Raw genomic sequence first — 18,041 nt, 5'->3', positions numbered from 1 at the left:
ATGAAGCTACCTAACCTAACAACGCGTATTTTTCTGGGCATGGTGCTCGGTATAGCCATCGGCTACTTTTTTCCGGACACGGGTTCTGGCTTTTCCGGAACCGATCTGAACATCCTGTCAAAAATATTCCTCCGGCTCATAAAAATGATCATTGGGCCGCTTGTCTTTGCGACGCTTGTGGTGGGAATCGCCAAACTGGGTGATTTTGGTACGGTGGGTCGAGTCGGGCTTAAAACGCTGGCCTATTTTTACTTCGCCACCATTTTATCCCTCGTTGTAGGCTTATTGGTGGTCAACATCATGCGTCCGGGCGAAGTGATGAATATCACACAATTGCCTGCTAAAGGTACAGATGTTGGCGTCGAAGCGCAGAAAATGTCATTCGAGAACTTCATTACGCACATTGTGCCAACCAGTTTCATTGATGCCCTGGCAAACAACGAAATTCTGCAGATTGTCGTGTTCAGTATCTTTTTTGGGATTGCAGTGGGTGCTATTGGCGCGCAGGGCAAGATCATGATCAAGGCGCTGGACGCCCTGTCGCACGTGATGTTCAAAATAACGAGTTATGTTATGGCCTTTGCTCCGTTTGGCGTATTGGGGGCAATAGCTGCCATCGTTGCGCAGCAGGGATTGGGGATTCTTGGAGGCTATATTTACCTGATTCTCTGCTTTTTCGGGGGCCTGTTATTCTTTATTTTCGTCATTCTGTCAGCTATCTGTTTGGTCGTTGGCATACCCTACCTTGCCTTGCTGAAAGAGATTCGTTCGGCGGTTATCCTCTCGTTCAGTACGGCCAGCTCGGAGGCTTCATTTCCGCAGACGATTGAAGCCCTGCGCCGGTTTGGCTGTTCGGAGCGGATTATATCGTTTGTCTTGCCGCTGGGCTATTCATTTAACCTGGATGGGTCGATGTTATACATGACGTTCGCCACCGCATTCATTGCCCAGGCGTATCATGTGCCTCTCAGCATTGAGCAGCAGATAACCATGATGCTCACCCTCATGATTACGTCCAAAGGTATTGCGGGCGTACCTCGTGCCTCATTGGTGGTAATTGCCGGTACCATGTCGCTGTTTAACCTCCCCATCGAGGGATTGGCCCTGTTGTTGGGGATCGATCAGGTGCTCGACATGGGCCGTTCGGCTACGAGTGTTGCCGGGAACGCCGTGGCTACCTGTGTGATTTCTAAGTGGGAAGGTGAGTTTCGCGTTCAGCCGGTTGAAAATGACGAAGTAACCGTTTAATAAAACATCAGTGAGTTAGGTGGAAAAGGTGAAGGAAACTGTACTTTTAAGCACTAAAGTTATTACTTCCTTCACCTTCACGCTGCGTGTTCATGAATCAATCTGCTCTCCTGGAGACCGAACTGGCTCCTTATTTCACGACGAAAGCGCCTTTTCAGTTTCCGGTTGAATTCCGGGCCGGGTTTGTCAAATACTGGCCTATCGTTTCGCTCGTTCTGCTCATTCTGACATTGCCCGCCATCCTTATATTTCTGGGCATAGGAACGGCTTTTCTGCCATTTTCCTACCTGGGTGGCGTTGCTGCCGGGTTTAACTATACCATCTCCATGGTACTTACGATTGGGCGTGTGGTGCTATGGGCAATGGCACTCTCCGGCTTATTTAACCGCAAACGGCAGGGCTGGGTGTTCAGTTACTATGCACAGTTGATTAGCATTTTGGCCAGCATCTTCTCCTTCAGCATCCTGGGCATTTTGTTTGGCCTGTTATTTCTAATGCTGCTTTTTCAGGTTCGGGAGTACTATAATTGAGTCGTCCGCCCCATTTACGCACAAACAAAGGGCCGTACACATGCAGACTGCGGCCTTTTTTATTGCCGCCCATAAAGCCGGTTGGCAGTTCATCCGTAAATTGATTGTTAAAGAATGGGTGATACCCGTAGTTTGACCCACTGTACGTTGCAATTCCCTAAACTAAATGAACGTCGTTGATGAGCAACATCCTCGAAACTCACCACATTATCAAACAGTACGCTGAACATCGGGCGCTTGACGATGTCAGCTTGTCTGTCCCCAAAGGCTGCATTTTTGGACTTCTAGGACCAAACGGTGCCGGAAAAACTTCCCTCATTCGTATCATCAACCAGATTACGGCTCCCGATTCGGGCGAGGTTTTCCTGGGTGGCGAACGGCTTAATCCCGACCACATCAAACGAATTGGGTATTTACCCGAGGAACGGGGGTTGTACAAGAAAATGAAAGTTGGCGAACAACTGCTTTATCTGGCTCAGCTAAAGGGCCTTACTGAAAAGCAGGCGATGGAGAAGCTAAAAATCTGGTTCGTTAAGTTTGACATAAAAACCTGGTGGACCAAAAATGTGGAAGACCTGTCAAAAGGTATGCAGCAGAAGGTTCAGTTTGTGGCTACCGTCATGCATGAGCCGGATTTGATTATCCTGGATGAGCCTTTCTCCGGCTTCGACCCCATCAACGCTAACCTCATCAAAGATGAGATTCTGGAACTGAGGGATAAAGGGAAGACAATCATTTTTTCCACCCACCGTATGGAATCGGTGGAAGAGCTATGCGATAATATTGCGCTTATCAACCGCTCGCATAAAGTGCTCGACGGACCCAAACAGGCTATTAAGGAGCAATTTAAGACCCATACGTACCACGTCGAATATCAGGGTAACCTCGATACGCTGTCGCCAGCGTTCTCCGTGCTGAAAACCCGGCCATTGGAGGATGGGTTTATGCGCGCCGATATCAAAATTCCACCCGATGCCGCCGTGAATGAGCTCATCCGGCATTTGCTCGACCGGGTGGCGGTGCGCTCATTCGGCGAAAATATTCCAAGCATGAATGAGATATTCATTCAGGCCGTGGGCGAGGTGCCAACTACCTAGCCCGGACTTGCTCTGACAGGTTATGTATGTCTATGATTCATTTTACAGCTTTCTCCGCCGATCGGGCCGGTCGGTATAACTGATGAATACAATTTTTCTTATTATCAAACGCGAGTACATGGTTCGGGTTCGTAAAAAGTCGTTCATCATCATGACGATTTTAGGGCCGGTACTGATTTTTGGTTTTTATGCCATTATTGGCTGGGCCGCCGTTAGCTCGATCAATCAGAAAAAGATTGCCGTTGTCGATGAAAGCGGACGGTTCGTGAACCAGTTTAAAAACGACGACGAAACGCTGTTCGCTTACCCCAAACAATCGCTGGCCGAAGCAAAAAAATCGTTTGTCAAGCAGGGGTACAACGCGCTGGTCTTCATTCCGAAGGACGTGATCGAGAAACCTAAAACGGTAAAGATCTTCGCCGAAAAAAGCGTCAGCCTGGCGCTGCAAAGCAACATTGAGCGGGCGATCGGAAAGGAGATTGAAACCATCAAGCTTGAAGAAGCCGGGATTACCCAGAAAATTATTCAGGATGCCAAAGTTAATGTCGACGCAGAAACCATTAGCCTGAGCGACGCGGGCGAAAAGAGTAATAACGGGATTGCCACAACGATCATCAGCGGATTTTGCGCGTTGCTGATTTACATCTCGGTCCTGATCTACGGTACGCAGGTCATGCGTGGGGTTATGGAGGAGAAAACCAACCGGATTGTCGAAGTGATCATCTCCTCGGTGAAACCCTTCCAGTTGATGCTGGGCAAGATTATCGGGGTAGCCCTGGTTGGCCTGACGCAGTTCATGCTCTGGATTGTACTCACGATCGGGCTCATGACGATCGGTTCCAAAATTGTCAGCCAGCCTAAAGAAACGGCTCAGTCACAGATGGCGGCTCGCATGAACGGTATGCCCGGCGGGCAGGAGGTGCAGAGTAAAATGGCTACGGCTAAAAATCCGGTTGCCGACGTATTGGCAGCTATTGAAACGCTGAATCTGCCGCTTATCGTTTCCTGTTTCCTGTTCTACTTCCTGGGCGGCTATTTGCTTTATAGTGCGCTTTTCGGAGCTGTTGGAGCGGCTGTCGATAATGAGACCGAAACGCAGCAGTTCATGTTTCCGATTATGATGCCCATTATTGCGGCTATTGCCTTCGCGCAGATTGCCGTTCGGGACCCGGATGGCCCGCTGGCTTTCTGGACATCCATGATTCCGTTTACCTCGCCCGTGGTTATGATGGTCCGCATTCCATTTGGAGTTCCCGCTTGGGAGCTGGCCCTTTCCATGGCGTTGCTGGTGCTTGGTTTTGTAGGAACCACCTGGCTGGCCGCCCGTATTTACCGAGTGGGTATTCTGATGTACGGCAAGAAAGTCACCTTCCGCGAACTCTCGAAGTGGGTATTTTATAAGGGGTAAGTGGTGGTGTGAGTGGTGTGGTGTCGGGTCTTCAGACCCGACACCACACCACTCACACCACCACTCCAATAAATACATCCATTTCGCTCACTCATCACTCCGCTCAATCACCCCTACACCAAATCAAAAACCAATATCAATGACCAGCGGCTGGATAATCAACTCGCTGGTGGTCAGGTTGTAGATGGTGCGAAACCCTGCTTCCAACGGGGTACGTAAACGCAGGGCGTTGAAAACAAACGACACATCGACTCCGGTTGTCTGGTATGACCGCTGATTTGTTTCGTAACCCCGGAGCCGGTTATACACGTCGCGCACTTCGAGCACGGATCGCCCATCGGCCCGGTCATAAAATACCCCTCCCTTAATTCGTTGAATGTACAGCCAGCGGCCCAGCGACCAGTGTGTGTCGGCAATTGGAAGCCGGTATTCAGCACTGGTGGCTGTAATCTGGTCATCGCTGACGTACAACTGACCCCTCGGGAAGAATACGAGTGAGCCAAACCGATAACTTCCCCGAGCTTGCTCCTGATAACCTGCCCGCAGTCGGATGGAGTGGTGTTTGGACAGACCCGGAAAAAACAGGTTGGCCTGAATACCCCATTGCTCACCGGTGAGCTTCCCCCCAAACGGCGTTGTCCGGTAGTTTGCCGAAAGCGTTTGTCCCCAGCGCGGAGCCACATCGCGCTTACTCTGCCGCAGCAAATGTGAGTAACTAAACCCGTAGGTCAGCGCATTGAGTGCCCCGGCCGAGCCAACTTCCGTTACATACCGGAAAGGTAAGTCATAACCCGTGACTTGCAGGTAATTATAATAGGCCGATAGATTGATGGCCTGGCTGTATTTGGAATTAGTCAATTGGAGGGGTAACCGAAAACCGGCGGTAAACTGGTTGTATTGCCAGCTATCGGTACGTAAACTATCGAGGGGTTGGAGTCTGTCGATGTAAAGCGACGTGCTGCGCGTACCCCGCTGGAAACTCAGGTCGATGATGGGGTAGAGGCCTTGGTAACTCAAAAGAGCGTACGCATTCCCGGCCCGTTCGGACTGATTGTATGTATAGCCCACACCGATCTGAGTCGTACTCAGCAAATCCTGCGAATTGATGCCAACCGTCAGTGCCTGCCCCGTACTGGCAACAGTTGGCCCCCAACTGTACACATTGACCGCATTGGCCAGCCGCCTGAATCGGGAAGGCGAGTAGGTTGTCGTAGCTGGTACCGAATCGGCCAGAACCTGACGTCCGGCTACTGCCCCCGGTTCGGTGTTGACCAGTGTACCGAAATAACGAACGAGCTGTTCCTGACCCGGCTCTGCTACCGGTTTCCAGTCGGCCGGGGTTATGGGCATGTCGGCAATTCGGTAACCAGTAGCCGTAAAATCCTCAAACGCCAGCCGGGTTCCCGATGGAGAGAGGGTCGCGTGATAAGCGGCTAACGGCCGGGAAGTTACCTGAAACACCTGTTTCGACCGGGTATCCAGGGCGTAAATGTTGTCGACACCCGACCGGGGCGAGTTATACAGCACATAGTGTTTCCAGGGCTGCGGGTTGCTGATATTTTCACTCACCTCGGGCAGCAGATCTGTAACCGAGCCGGATTCTGTATCAATGGCTTGAATTGTTTTCTTTCCATTTTTCTGTGAAACAGCAATCAGGGTTCGGTTATCATCTTTCCAGCGTGGATGCTGATAAAAGGCATTGGCGGGGTTGGGAATCGTTTTCTGAACCGTTCCTGTTTTGGCATTCAGCACCACCAGTTGGGTTTTGAACTGGTCGGTATTGTCAACAGCAACCAGTTTGGAATTGTCGGGCGACAGCGCCACGGCTGTGTACCGGGCCCGGTTCGTCAGGCGGGTTAGTTTGCCCGTTTGCAGATCGAGCAGCCGAATATTGGAATAGATTCGCTGACCCCATCGCGGATCATACCCATATTCAATCCAGCAGGCTTTGGTTGATGTAGCCGATAAAAGGTTCGGATCGTTGGTAAACCCCTGTACAAAAACCGTTTTCTCGCGCCGGTGCTTATCCAGAATCACCAGCCGTGGCGTATCCCCCAGGCCATTTTTAAGGCAAAGCACCGTGGAGTCGGTCAAGAATTGGGGGTGCAGGTAATTGGTAAAAACGGGCCGGGGCGATTGCGCTTTTTCGGGATCAATCGAAAAACCTTCCGACGGGGTGAGTGTTAGTCCTTGCTGCTGTTTCTGCCAGACTTCGGTAATGTCGTCCATCGTTTTACGGTACAGGTCTTCCGTTTTCAACCCTGTTTCGTCTTTGATACTAGCCGAAAAGGCGAATGGCCACGGAAACCGGCGGTAGTTACGGTTTAACACCCGGCTCCACACATCGGGGCCATAAGTTCGTTTGAGGTAGGTCGTCATGAAATACCCCAGCACATAATGATTCGGTACATTGTCGCGGTAGGAGCCGCCAACGGATTTTGGATAGTCGAACCGTTTGCCCGCCAACAGGTTCGCCCGCATTCCTAAATCGAAATTCGGGATTCGACCGCGCCCGCTGGTACTTAGCAGCGTTTCATTACTGACGGCGTCGCCCTCGGCAAACCAGTCGGGTACGGTCAGTAAAGGCAGAAAAAGGCCTGTATTGCCCAGAAACGTATAAAGAAACCGGCCATAGCCCTGTAGCGCTTTGTCATTCTGTACAACGTGGCGGTATTCATGAACCGCCAGCAGATCGAACCAGTTTAGCGTACCCGCCAGACCAGGGTCCTGGGGGGGCACCGCAAAAAATTCCGACCGCCGGGGAAACAGGGTTACGAAACCGTTGCTGTTTGTTGTCTGATTTTGAAGCAGGACCGAAATAGGACGGGGGCGTTTTCCGAGCGAAGCCGAGGTAGGTTCGTACAGACTTTCGAGTCGCTGGGCAGTTTGCTGTGCCGTAGAGTCAAACCCTTTCGGATAGAGCACCCTGAAATGGGGCGTTTTCAAGCGGTACCAGTGCAGACTGGTGGGATTCTGGTCGAGAATGGGCAGGGTTTGGGCCAGGGTCTTAACGCCAGCCAATAAAAGAACAGCGGTACAGAAATGTCGTCGGATCATGCGGGAACAAGATACGGTTTTTTAGTAAAAACGCCCTGCACGATAATACAGGACGTATAGGGAGCGCGGCCGGGAAGCCGCGAGTTGAAAGTGAATTTGAAATGCGTTCGCTTCGGGTCAACTATTTGGCCACGTTACAGGTACTTTATAACGAAATTGATCATCTTCTTTACCTTCTCGGTATAAGGTGGGTAAATGAATTTCATAGTGCCGAACTCCCGTTGCATGACGCCCCGCTGGTTTGAAAATTCCTGAAAGCTGAAGAACCCATTCGACTTGCCCAATCCACTGTTATTGACTCCGCCGAAAGGAAGCTCAACATTCCCGAACTGAACCAGCGTGTCATTCACGACGGTATCACCGGCCGAACTTCGGTCGAGGATATACTGGACGCTTTTCCGGTTGCGGCTGTGGATGTACAGAGCCAGCGGCTTCTCCCGGTTGTTGACAACCTGTAACGCATCGTTTATATCTGTGAACGTTAGCACGGGTAACACTGGGCCGAATATTTCCTCCTGCATCACGAGCATATCGTTTGAAACACCCTCCAGCAGCGTCGGTTCGATAAAGTTGGTCTCCGGGTTGACGGTCCCTCCGTGCGTTATCGTCGCACCTTTATGCAATGCATCGGTCAGCAACTCCCGGATACGGTCGAAATGACGTTTATTGACAATTCGGGCGTAACTCCCGGAGGCTTCGACGGGTTGCCCATCGGGGCTGTACATGGCCGTTAGTGAATCTTTGAGCGCCTGTATAAGCGGTGCTTTCACGGACTCATGAACCAGCAGGTAATCGGGAGCAATGCAGGTTTGACCGTTGTTGACGCACTTGCCCCAGGCCAGTTGGCCCGCAGCCTGATTCACATCCGCCGATTCGTCGATGATAGCGGGCGATTTACCCCCCAGTTCCAGCGTCACGGAGGCCAGGTGTTTGGCAGCAGCGGCCATAACGATACGCCCAACGGCGGGGCTTCCGGTGAAAAAAATATGATTGAACGGCAATTCCAGCAACGCTTTCGATACCTGGGCATCGCCTTCAAAAACTGCAACCTCCTCGGGTGGAAACAGATCGCCGATCATTTTTTTGATTAGTCGGGCTGTATTGGGTGTCAGTTCAGATGGCTTGAGCATGGCCACATTACCGGCGGCAATGGCAGATACCAGCGGCCGAATACACAGCACAAACGGGTAATTCCAGGGCGCTATGATGAGGATGTTTCCTTTGGGTTCATGCATCAGGTGGCTCCGCGTGCCAATCAGAGACATTGGCGTCGGCAAACGCTGGGGTTTCATCCAGTTTTTCAGGTGCCGGATGGTGTGCTTGATTTCAGCATGAAGCGCCATCAATTCACCCAGCGATACTTCGGCCGCCGGTTTCCGGAAGTCGTCGTACAGGGACTGCTGAATCTCGGTTTCATGGGCGTTAATCCACTGTTGAATTCGCCGGATGCGGTCGATCCGCTGATCGGCCGTTGTAAGTGCCATCTGGCGAGTGTGCCTGCGCTGGACATCAAAGGCCAATTGCAGGTCGTAGATTAAGGTAGTATCGGTGGGCTGGGTCGTCATAAGAAAGGGGAGCGTCTGGAAACGAGTCAACTGGATGTGTTAAAAGTACAAAAAAACAGCCTGTTTAGTCGATATTGGCATTTAAATGGTGAATCGTTTATCTTAGCTGAAACTTTAGTAACCCTGAACCGGATGACGCTCGTTAGTGATAACATCCGCTACCTGCGCAAACTGAACGGTTTGACACAGGAGCAATTTTCTCGAAAAATTAACATAAAGCGTTCGTTATTAGGTGCCTACGAAGAAGGTCGCGCTAACCCGAACGGACAAAATATTCAGGCTATCGCCAAAGCGTTCAATACAACTGTTGAACTGCTGACCCGCCAGGACCTGCGCAAACTTCGCGAAACACCCAGTTTAAGTATACCGTTAGGCCAGCCGGGTAAAGCTGCCGAGCCTCGATCGACAACAATTCGGACCGATGGCCGACTGGATGCCGACGAAGACGACCCATTTCAACACCCCGATTTTCCGGATATTTTTGCCCAGCCAACCCCGCCCGCACCCGAACCACAACCGCTGTCATCGGTGCTGAATAAATACTACCGGGCACAAGACGAAGGGCGACCAACTCCTGTCCCGCCGGTTATTACTCCCCCCGTACGACCCGTACAGGGAGCACCCGAACGGCAACAGCCAGTTGCGTTTAAGCCGGAACCGCCGGTCATCACCGCCCCCGAACGGGGTCGGTCGTCGCTCGATGAATTGTTCAGTTCGCAGCCTGAGCCCCGGTCTGCCCCTCAACCGCCGGTCAGTTCTTCTGCCGATGTGCTGACGTTCAATAATATATACGAAGGGCCGGCATCTTCCACGCGGGCAACGGTACCAGCACAGCCAATGGCTCCCACGATTCCGGTGGTCATGCAACGTCAGTTTTCTGATTATTGCCAGCGCTACCAGCAGGCCGAGTTTCTACACCGGCTTCCGGCCATGCATCTGCCCACCTTACCGGATGGGCATTATCGGGCGTTTGAAGCGGGGGATGATTTTGTTTTTCCAAAAGCTTTACTTGTCGGTAAGTTCATCCGTAACTGGTTCGATATTGCCGATGGTAAGTTGTATATGCTGCTGATTCAGGCGCATCGGTCGGAGACCACGGGTGGGTCGGGTATTTGCTGCCGCCGGGTGTACAATCAGGTGAAAGTGAAAGGAACGCTGCTGCTCACCGCCGACCGGGCCGACGTGCCCAATCGGGAAGTGGTGCTGAAGGACGTTCTGGAAGTATGGGAAGTGACCGCCTTCGTCAGTCAGCAGCTGCCGCCACCGGCACCTAACACCGACCGGTTGAAACAACTGGTCGATGAGCTTCGGTTTGAAGTCGAACGATTGTAAATAGACTTTTTCGCAGATTGGACGACCGTTCCCTCATCGTTTCTTTATTTAGGAAAAGAATAAAACTATACGCTCCGTAGCAGGTTAAGAAAGCGTAACTCAATTGGCTAATTTGCGTATTTGTCCGGATTCGAGAACTGATTTGTACGACCGACCGCTTTTTGACGTTTCGTTCCTTCCTCTATTTTAATTTTGGGCTTTGGTACCGGGATCTTCCGGAAACCAAAGCCCTTTTCGTGACTGACGAACTGATAAGCTGTATTTTTGCCCACCTATGCGTTATTTTCTTCATTTGGCATATAAGGGCACCAACTACCATGGCTGGCAACGTCAGCCGAACGGGTTGAGCGTTCAGGAAGTTCTCGAAACGGCTTTGTCAACGGTATTGAGACAGCCAACCGCTATTGTCGGAAGTGGCCGGACCGATGCCGGAGTTCATGCGGGACAACAGTTCGCTCATTTCGATACCGATGTTGTTATACCGTCACAGCTTATTCGATCGCTCAACAGCATGATTCCGCCCGATATTGCGGTGTATGATTGCTTCCCGGTTCGCCCCGACGACCATGCCCGCTTTACAGCCCTTTCCCGCTACTACCAGTATCAGATCAGTCGGCGGAAAGATCCATTTCGTGACGGGCTGGTGTACGTTTTTACCCTGCCCCTGAACGTCGAGCGGATGAACGAAGCCGCCAGTTTGCTGCTCCACCATATTGACTTTGAGAGTTTTAGTAAGGTGAAAACTGATGTTAAAACGTTCAATTGCCAGATTGAGCTGGCTTACTGGGTGGAGCAACCCAATGGTGATTTGCTTTTTCATATCAAAGCCAATCGGTTTCTGCATGGCATGGTGCGGTCTATCGTAGGAACGCTGCTGGCGGTAGGGCAGGAGCGCTTAAGCGTGATTGATTTTGAGCAGATTATTCTGGCCCGCGACCGCAAACGCGCGGGTAGGGCCGCTCCCGCCGATGGGCTGTCGTTGGTTGAAGTCGGGTATCCTGCTGAGGTCATGCGCGGCAGGCAATAGATGTTGTCCCGGTCGGGGAAGATTGAAAAGGAAATCCGGGCCGACCAGCACGGTCGGTGCAGCAAAAAGTGGTATATTTAATTAAAAAAAACTTCTCTTGAAAATTGGCATCATTATATTGGCCGCTGGTGATTCGTCCCGAATGGGGGGCGATCCCAAGCAGCTGATTACGTATAAAGGGCAGTCGCTAATGCGACGGGTAACCGAAAATGCTTTAGCGCTGCAACGTGGTCCGGTAATTGTTGTACTGGGCGCCAATCGGGCGCAGATTGTCCCTGAACTGGATGGGCTGCCCGTTACGATCGTCGACAACCCAAGCTGGCCAACTGGCCAGGCATCGTCTTTAAAAACGGGACTTGCGGCCTTTTACCTGACCCATAAAGACATCGACGCCGTGCTGATCCTGCATACCGACCAGCCGCTGGTTTCGCTGGGGTTGCTCTTGCATATGTTTGAAGTCTATCATGAAGAGGCCAAAGGGATTGTGGCCTGCCGGTACGGCACTCAGCTAAGCGTACCTGCTATTTTTCACCGCAATTACATTGATGAACTCCTACAGTTGAAAGACGATAAAGGCGTAAAATGGGTAATTGGACGTCACCGCAACGATTGTGTGGAAGTGCCTTTTGAAGCCGGGGCCATTGACCTCGATTCGAAGCGCGACCTCGATCTGTTTCAGCAGGTGGTAACGCAGCTCTAATCAACATGCAAAAACTGCCTACTGCCCAAAACCTTCAACAGCGGCTCAAGACAGCCATCGACACCGTTGAACGGGAATTTTCGACCCTCACCGACGAGCAACTGCGTTGGAAACCCGCCCCCGATAAATGGAGCATTGTCGAATGTTTACAACACTTGAATCTGGCCGAGCGCTTCTACATTCGCAATATCCAGCACAAAGTCGAAAAACTGGGGTTTATTCAATCCGTACCCGATGACCAGAGGCTCGAAAGTGATCTGGTTGGGAAAGCCCTGCTCTATATTGTTGATCCGCAGGGTAAATTAAAGTTTCCCGCGCCGGGCATGATTCGGCCTCGCCCTGCAGCCGATTTGCAGCCCGCCGATGTGATGGGACAGTTTCTGGATTTGCAGACATTACTGCACAGTATGCTCCATAAAGCCGTTTATATGGACTGGAATCGGGAAAAACTAATGACAATTTTTGGCAATTGGTTAAAAATCAATCTCGGCGATGCGCTCAGAATGCTGGTTGCTCATACCGAGCGGCATCTGAATCAGGCAATGCGTGTAAAGGATGAAATAAATACCTTTGCAAAATAGGCTACGAAGACAATCATCTATTGAATGAAAAATTATATAACTCAGGACCCCTGGAATATTGTTGAAGACGGGTTTCACCCCGATTTTAATGAAATTACGGAAAGTGTGATGTCGCTCGGCAATGGCCGGCTTGGTCAGCGGGGGAACTTTGAAGAAAAATTCACCGGTAAATCACTACAGGGTAATTATGTGGCGGGCGTGTATTACCCCGACAAAACGCGGGTAGGCTGGTGGAAAAACGGCTACCCCGAATACTTTGCCAAAGTCCTCAATGCCGCCAACTGGATTGGTATCGACATTGATATAGAATACGAAACCCTCGACCTCAATCACTGCGAAGTTCGCGATTTTCGCCGGGTGCTGAACATGCAGGAGGGTTACCTCGAACGCTCCTTCGTGGCTGTCCTTAAAAGCGGTAAAGAGCTTCAGGTAAATGCCAAACGGTTCTGTTCCATCGTCGACGACGAAGCCGGGGCCATTCGCTATGCCATCAAGCCGCTGAACTTCGAAGCTAAGATCACCATCACGCCCTACATCAACGGCGACATTCGTAACCGCGACGCTAATTACGACGAAACATTCTGGGATGAGGTTCGGAAAGAAACCGGTTATGGCGAAGCGTATATCGAGCTCCGCACCCGCAAAACGGGCTTCCATGTGGCTACCGGCATGTGCGTTGAAATTGAGCAGGACGGCGTAAAAGTCGACTATCAGTCGCAACCACTCAAGTACGAAAAGTACGTGGCTAACCGGATGACGCTCGACTGCCGGAAAGGGCAGGAAACGGTCATTTATAAGTATGCCGTAAATATTTCGTCGCTCAACTACGACCCGGATACGATTATTAAGGATGCGCATCAGTACATCCAGCGGATTACCCGGAAGGGATTCGAGAAAATGCTGTTCGAGCAAAAGCAAGCCTGGGCAGATAAATGGAAAACCAACGACATCATCATTGAGGGCGATATTGCCGCTCAGCAGGGTATTCGGTTCAATATATTTCAGTTGAACCAGACCTACACCGGTGAAGACGAGCGGTTGAACATCGGACCCAAAGGGTTTACCGGCGAAAAGTACGGCGGGTCGACCTATTGGGATACCGAAGCGTACTGCCTGCCGTTTTACCTGGCTACCGCCGACCAGAAAGTAGCAAAAAATCTGCTCGTGTACCGCTACAAGCAACTCGGTAAAGCCATCGAAAATGCTCAGAAACTCGGTTTCCGGGCCGGGGCGGCTTTGTATCCGATGGTAACCATGAACGGTGAAGAATGCCATAATGAGTGGGAGATCACCTTTGAGGAAATCCATCGCAATGGTGCCATTGCCTATGCCATCTTCGATTATGTTCGCTACACCGGCGATGAACAGTATCTGGTTGAGTATGGTCTGGAAGTCCTTATTGCCATTAGCCGGTTCTGGAGCCAGCGGGTCAACTGGTCGAAGGAGAAAGAAAAGTACGTAATGTTAGGCGTAACCGGGCCCAATGAGTACGAAAACAACGTCAACAACAACTGGTATACCAACTACATAGCCGCCTGGACGCTCCGGTACACCACCGAAGCCGTGGCGAAAGTGAAAGTACTCGACGCCGAGAAGTATGCGGACCTGATCGACCGGATTCACTTCCGGGAAGAGAAGGAACTGGCTACGGCCCGGCAAATTATTGAGAAAATGTACCTGCCTGCAGATGACGAAAAAGGCGTTTTTCTGCAACAGGAAGGCTTTTTGGATAAGGACCTGATGCCCGTTTCGGATATTCCGAAGGGGCAGCGGCCTATCAACCAGAACTGGTCCTGGGACCGGATTCTGCGGTCGTGCTTCATCAAGCAGGCTGATGTGTTACAGGGGCTTTATTTCTTCGAAGATGAGTTCGATACGGACACCCTGCGCCGGAACTTCGACTTTTACGAGCCGATGACCGTCCACGAATCGTCACTTTCGCCCTGCGTTCACTCGATTCAGGCCTCCAAACTGGGTATGAAAGAGAAAGCCTACGAAATGTACCTGCGCACTGCCCGGCTCGACCTCGACGATTACAACAACGACACCGAAGATGGATGTCACATTACCAGTATGGCCGGTACGTGGCTGGCGGTGGTGAAAGGATTTGGCGGGTTACGGATTGAACAGGTGGACGGTGCCGATCCCCGGGTTGTCCTCAACCCCTATTGCCCGGATAACTGGCAGTCCCTGGCATTTAAAATTCGTTATCGGGGTGTACTGCTGCAGGTTACCACTACCCAACAGGATGTGACGGTGGCCAATTTTTCTTCTCAACCCATTACGATACAACTGCTTGGCGAAGCGGTGGTCGTTGGAGCGGAGAGTCAGCAGACGGTGTCTGCGAAAGTAGCCGCCTGAGTTGTTGTGCGTGGTTAACAGGTTAACCCGTTTTCGGTTAGTACCAGTGGATGACCTGTTAACCACTCACGACGGCAAAAATGGACGTTAAAAAAAATCCCGGAGGTAATTTCAACTGGATCGCTCCCGTTTATGACACATTGGCGTTTCTGGTCTTTGGCCGGAAATTACAGCGGGCACAGGGTATCTTTCTGGACCGGGTAACGCCCAAATCCTCCGTGCTGCTGGTGGGTGGGGGAACAGGCTGGCTATTGGAGCAACTGCTGGTCGATTGTAAGCCAGAACGAGTACTCTATCTCGAAACATCGAGCCGCATGGTAGCCCGCGCCACCCGACGAATGACGCGCAAATCGCTGCCCGGTACTGTGACGTTTCGGGTAGGCGACGAAACAACACTCGATGCCAGCGACCAGTTTGACGTGGTCATAACGCCGTTTCTACTGGACCTTTTCAATGAACAAACCCTACAGAATCGCCTAATTCCCAGCTTACTTCGTGCACTAAAGCCCGGTGGGACGTGGCTGGTCACTGATTTTGTAGCGCCTTCAATCTGGTGGCAGAAGGTGCTCTTATGGACAATGATCCGATTTTTCAGGCTTATCGCCGGTATCCAAAGCAGCAGTCTGGTAAATTGGCAGCAATGCCTTGCTGATGCAGGTTTATCCCTTCTGGAGCGCAAAGCCCAGGTTGGCGAGATGGCCTCGTCTGAAGTTTGGAGCCGGTGAGTAACTGGTTAATACTTTGGTTGCTAATTCGGTAACGAATAACCAATCACTAAAACAGCTTTTGGTAAACAGGTCGTTACAGATCGCGAAACAGTTTTGTGAGGGCTTTGTAGTCGCTGATGTCATACCATTCTTCGGTACCTAGGTTGAGCCACTGCCCGTCGCGTCGGGGACGTTTCAGCTGCGCATCGTCGGGGTCGTAATCGTAATTATACACCTGGCTCATCACGTGGAGCAAGGTGGACCAGGGTACGGTTTTGGTTTGCTCCTTCCGGTTTTCAACGGATGTGATGTTAACCGACCGCTCGGCAAACGAAGCGGTTAGCCGCAATTCATGTTCGCCGGATGGATTGCTTAGGTTCAGGTAGATTAGCTCAAACGGGCGTTCGCGACCCATTGCTTCGTACGTTGCCTGAATCAATTCCTGCATCAGATACTGCCAGTCATCCGGTTTTTCGGGTCTACCGCTGGTCGTGTTGCCTTTATCCGTTGCCGCGGTAATCTCCCAGAAATCATCGTCCTCGCCTAAATCCTCCTCGATACCGGGTTGTAGTTTTGTTTTGCGAACAAGATTGGCAAGGGCTTCCCACCAGGCTTTCGGAAGTCGACCCGACCACGCAAAATCATCATCCCGGGTGTAGCCTTCGGCAATGAGCTCGTCGTCGTCAATATCGTCCCGGTCCGGATACGTGATTGCCAGATCTACCTCGACGGCATTGGCCGCAATGGTTTTTATGGAAAGAGTATAAAAGTATGAATACGGCGCGGGCAGTGACCGGGCCGTCTGGTAACGAATCTGAAGACTTTGGAAGGACATAAGAAGTCGTGTTGACTAGGCCGGCAAAGTTAAGGTATTTGGGCTATAGTCGCTTTCTGATCAACCTTACCAGTCGGAGTTTCCAGAAATCGGGCAACAGGTATCAACTCTTTGGGCACGGCGTAGGAGCCAAGCTTCTCCCGGATAACTTCCAGAATCTGGGCCCATTGCTGTGGAGGTATGGCTACCTGCTCGCAGATCACCACAACGCGCTGGCCCAATCGTTCGTCGGGTAGGCCAGCGACGAAAAGCCGGGGGATCAGCCCTCTATTCTTAGTGGATTGGTAAGTCAATCGGTTGTTTATGAGATCTTCTACCTGTTCTGGCTGTACCTTCACCCCACCACTGTTAATAACCCGGTCGGCTCGTCCCAACAGCCTGAACTGTGTGTTCCCGGTTCCAGTATCGGGTAGCAGTTCAACGACATCGTTTGTCTGGATGCGTTGGAAATTAGTGGCGGCCGACGTGATGTGCAGGCAACCCCGTGCATCGATACCCAACTGAACGCCATTGAGAGCCGTAAATAAGTCGCTGGCATCAGGCCCATTAAGTCGGCGGAGGGCAATGTGCGAAACGGTTTCCGTCATGCCATAGGTGGCATAAACGGGTGCTTTAACCACATGCAGGGCTTTTTCGAGTGCGGAACTGGTGGCGGCTCCCCCAACCAGAATCGCTTTCATGCCGTTGAGGAGTTGAAGCTTATCCCGACTTTGCTCCAGTATGGTCTGAAGTTGAAGCGGAACAAGGGCTGTAAACGCAAACGCGTCGGCTCCAGGTGTAAAGCTGAGCAGGGGGTTACCGGATGGCTCAATAATGGTCATGGGCAGACCCAGTTCAAGGCCCCGAACGAGCATCATAATTCCCGCCACGTAGCGAATGTTCAAACAAACAAGGGCTGCGTCACCCGCTTGCAAACCCAGTGTTTGTCCGGTTAGCTGAGCGCTCGCCTGCATCTGCGAGCGGGTCAACAGAATGGGTTTTGGGGTGCCGGTTGAGCCGGATGTGTACAGCGTAAACTGCTGCTGCCCTCCCAGCCAGGATCGGCAAAAAGCCAACGCTTCTTCCTCGTATGGCGTTTCGGGTGTTGGCCAGGAATTAGGGTTAGGCGAGATAAGCGTCATCATTAATTATGCACACGTATTGTTTGTGCGGCCGCGTTAACCTCAACAGTGTACTGGGTGAGGGCTTGGGTAGCCGGGCCAACGACAACCTGCCCAGTTGTATTGAAGCGGGACTGATGGAGGGGGCAATAAAACTGGTTTTCGACAGATTTGAAGGTCAATTCAGTTCCCTGATGCGTACATTTTGCAGACACCGCTACGTATTGACCGTCTTTCGTTTGGGCCACAATGATATCGTTTTTGATCACATAGCCCCCTTTAACGAGCAGATTTTCATTGATTTTTTCGTCCAGACGAAGTGTGAAATCTATTTTCAGGGCAGGATCTGGGGTCGGTTCTGAATTTCCCTGCGCAGAACAGCCCGCCAGGCAACGGGTCAACAGGATAGCGCCGATACTTGTACCTACAAGACGGAAAAACTCGTGGCGGGGCATTATCGTGTTCTCTGCGGGGGTAAAGGTGGTTTCCATAT

At 51.5% G+C, this 18,041-nt stretch carries 15 protein-coding genes; 10 read left to right on the top strand and 5 right to left on the bottom strand.

The window, feature by feature from the left end; translation table 11 throughout:
- From ACYVJM_RS03005 to ACYVJM_RS02990, 4 genes are all read left to right on the top strand, one after another.
- Positions 1–1,248: a dicarboxylate/amino acid:cation symporter gene (locus ACYVJM_RS03005; protein ID WP_461146719.1), complete on the top strand. Its 1,248-nt coding sequence runs from the start codon at positions 1–3 to the stop codon at positions 1,246–1,248.
- Between the two features lie 92 nt (positions 1,249–1,340).
- Entirely contained in the window at positions 1,341–1,778 is a 438-nt protein-coding gene (locus ACYVJM_RS03000; protein WP_461146718.1) for a chromate transporter, read from the top strand.
- Positions 1,779–1,957: 179 nt separating this feature from the next.
- A complete protein-coding gene (locus ACYVJM_RS02995) occupies positions 1,958–2,875 on the top strand; it encodes an ABC transporter ATP-binding protein (RefSeq protein WP_461146717.1) in 918 nt (305 codons plus the stop codon).
- An 82-nt stretch (positions 2,876–2,957) separates the two neighbouring features.
- Complete coding sequence (locus ACYVJM_RS02990; protein ID WP_461146716.1) at positions 2,958–4,283, top strand: ABC transporter permease; 1,326 nt, start codon at positions 2,958–2,960, stop codon at positions 4,281–4,283.
- Between the two features lie 123 nt (positions 4,284–4,406).
- On the opposite strand, the gene ACYVJM_RS02985 is transcribed toward ACYVJM_RS02990, so the two are convergent.
- Both ACYVJM_RS02985 and ACYVJM_RS02980 read right to left on the bottom strand, forming a co-directional pair.
- The gene (locus ACYVJM_RS02985) at positions 4,407–7,340 is read right to left on the bottom strand and encodes a TolB family protein (RefSeq protein ID WP_461146715.1); all 2,934 of its coding nucleotides are present in this window, start codon (positions 7,338–7,340) and stop codon (positions 4,407–4,409) included.
- 134 nt (positions 7,341–7,474) lie between these two features.
- Positions 7,475–8,905, bottom strand: coding sequence for an aldehyde dehydrogenase family protein (locus tag ACYVJM_RS02980; RefSeq protein ID WP_461146714.1), 1,431 nt, complete (start codon positions 8,903–8,905; stop codon positions 7,475–7,477).
- Between the two features lie 132 nt (positions 8,906–9,037).
- Between ACYVJM_RS02980 and ACYVJM_RS02975 the strand changes: the two genes are divergently transcribed.
- The 6 genes from ACYVJM_RS02975 to ACYVJM_RS02950 all read left to right on the top strand — a co-directional run bounded on the left by ACYVJM_RS02975 (position 9,038) and on the right by ACYVJM_RS02950 (position 15,631).
- Positions 9,038–10,237, top strand: coding sequence for a helix-turn-helix domain-containing protein (locus ACYVJM_RS02975; protein ID WP_461146713.1), 1,200 nt, complete (start codon positions 9,038–9,040; stop codon positions 10,235–10,237).
- Positions 10,238–10,511: 274 nt separating this feature from the next.
- A complete protein-coding gene (truA, locus tag ACYVJM_RS02970; protein ID WP_461146712.1) occupies positions 10,512–11,264 on the top strand; it encodes a tRNA pseudouridine(38-40) synthase TruA in 753 nt (250 codons plus the stop codon).
- 97 nt (positions 11,265–11,361) lie between these two features.
- Complete coding sequence (locus ACYVJM_RS02965) at positions 11,362–11,964, top strand: nucleotidyltransferase family protein (protein WP_461146711.1); 603 nt, start codon at positions 11,362–11,364, stop codon at positions 11,962–11,964.
- A 5-nt stretch (positions 11,965–11,969) separates the two neighbouring features.
- A complete protein-coding gene (locus ACYVJM_RS02960) occupies positions 11,970–12,545 on the top strand; it encodes a DinB family protein (RefSeq protein WP_461146710.1) in 576 nt (191 codons plus the stop codon).
- Positions 12,546–12,569: 24 nt separating this feature from the next.
- Entirely contained in the window at positions 12,570–14,906 is a 2,337-nt protein-coding gene (locus tag ACYVJM_RS02955) for a glycoside hydrolase family 65 protein (protein WP_461146709.1), read from the top strand.
- An 80-nt stretch (positions 14,907–14,986) separates the two neighbouring features.
- The gene (locus ACYVJM_RS02950; protein WP_461146708.1) at positions 14,987–15,631 is read left to right on the top strand and encodes a class I SAM-dependent methyltransferase; all 645 of its coding nucleotides are present in this window, start codon (positions 14,987–14,989) and stop codon (positions 15,629–15,631) included.
- A 76-nt stretch (positions 15,632–15,707) separates the two neighbouring features.
- Here the strand turns inward: ACYVJM_RS02950 and ACYVJM_RS02945 are convergent, their stop codons facing one another.
- From ACYVJM_RS02945 to ACYVJM_RS02935, 3 genes are read right to left on the bottom strand one after another with little or no spacing between them, the layout of a single operon-like run.
- Entirely contained in the window at positions 15,708–16,448 is a 741-nt protein-coding gene (locus ACYVJM_RS02945; RefSeq protein ID WP_461146707.1) for a hypothetical protein, read from the bottom strand.
- A 29-nt stretch (positions 16,449–16,477) separates the two neighbouring features.
- Complete coding sequence (locus ACYVJM_RS02940; RefSeq protein ID WP_461147724.1) at positions 16,478–17,569, bottom strand: AMP-binding protein; 1,092 nt, start codon at positions 17,567–17,569, stop codon at positions 16,478–16,480.
- Between the two features lie 2 nt (positions 17,570–17,571).
- Positions 17,572–18,039, bottom strand: coding sequence for a QcrA and Rieske domain-containing protein (locus tag ACYVJM_RS02935; protein ID WP_461146706.1), 468 nt, complete (start codon positions 18,037–18,039; stop codon positions 17,572–17,574).
- Positions 18,040–18,041 lie beyond the last annotated feature (2 nt).

This window comes from Spirosoma pulveris, from assembly GCF_054781875.1.
This window is presented reverse-complemented; position numbering and strand designations above follow the sequence as displayed.

Excerpts from the sequence above, each read along its gene's own strand:
- ACYVJM_RS02990 (WP_461146716.1), top strand. The coding sequence starts at position 2,958 with ATGAATACAATTTTTCTTATTATCAAACGCGAGTACATGGTTCGGGTT.
- ACYVJM_RS02940 (WP_461147724.1), bottom strand. The coding sequence starts at position 17,569 with ATGACGCTTATCTCGCCTAACCCTAATTCCTGGCCAACACCCGAAACG.
- ACYVJM_RS02945 (WP_461146707.1), bottom strand. The coding sequence starts at position 16,448 with ATGTCCTTCCAAAGTCTTCAGATTCGTTACCAGACGGCCCGGTCACTG.
- truA (WP_461146712.1), top strand. The coding sequence starts at position 10,512 with ATGCGTTATTTTCTTCATTTGGCATATAAGGGCACCAACTACCATGGC.
- ACYVJM_RS02955 (WP_461146709.1), top strand. The coding sequence starts at position 12,570 with ATGAAAAATTATATAACTCAGGACCCCTGGAATATTGTTGAAGACGGG.
- ACYVJM_RS02960 (WP_461146710.1), top strand. The coding sequence starts at position 11,970 with ATGCAAAAACTGCCTACTGCCCAAAACCTTCAACAGCGGCTCAAGACA.
- ACYVJM_RS02995 (WP_461146717.1), top strand. The coding sequence starts at position 1,958 with ATGAGCAACATCCTCGAAACTCACCACATTATCAAACAGTACGCTGAA.
- ACYVJM_RS03000 (WP_461146718.1), top strand. The coding sequence starts at position 1,341 with ATGAATCAATCTGCTCTCCTGGAGACCGAACTGGCTCCTTATTTCACG.
- ACYVJM_RS02935 (WP_461146706.1), bottom strand. The coding sequence starts at position 18,039 with ATGGAAACCACCTTTACCCCCGCAGAGAACACGATAATGCCCCGCCAC.
- ACYVJM_RS02985 (WP_461146715.1), bottom strand. The coding sequence starts at position 7,340 with ATGATCCGACGACATTTCTGTACCGCTGTTCTTTTATTGGCTGGCGTT.
- ACYVJM_RS02950 (WP_461146708.1), top strand. The coding sequence starts at position 14,987 with ATGGACGTTAAAAAAAATCCCGGAGGTAATTTCAACTGGATCGCTCCC.
- ACYVJM_RS02975 (WP_461146713.1), top strand. The coding sequence starts at position 9,038 with ATGACGCTCGTTAGTGATAACATCCGCTACCTGCGCAAACTGAACGGT.
- ACYVJM_RS02980 (WP_461146714.1), bottom strand. The coding sequence starts at position 8,905 with ATGACGACCCAGCCCACCGATACTACCTTAATCTACGACCTGCAATTG.
- ACYVJM_RS03005 (WP_461146719.1), top strand. The coding sequence starts at position 1 with ATGAAGCTACCTAACCTAACAACGCGTATTTTTCTGGGCATGGTGCTC.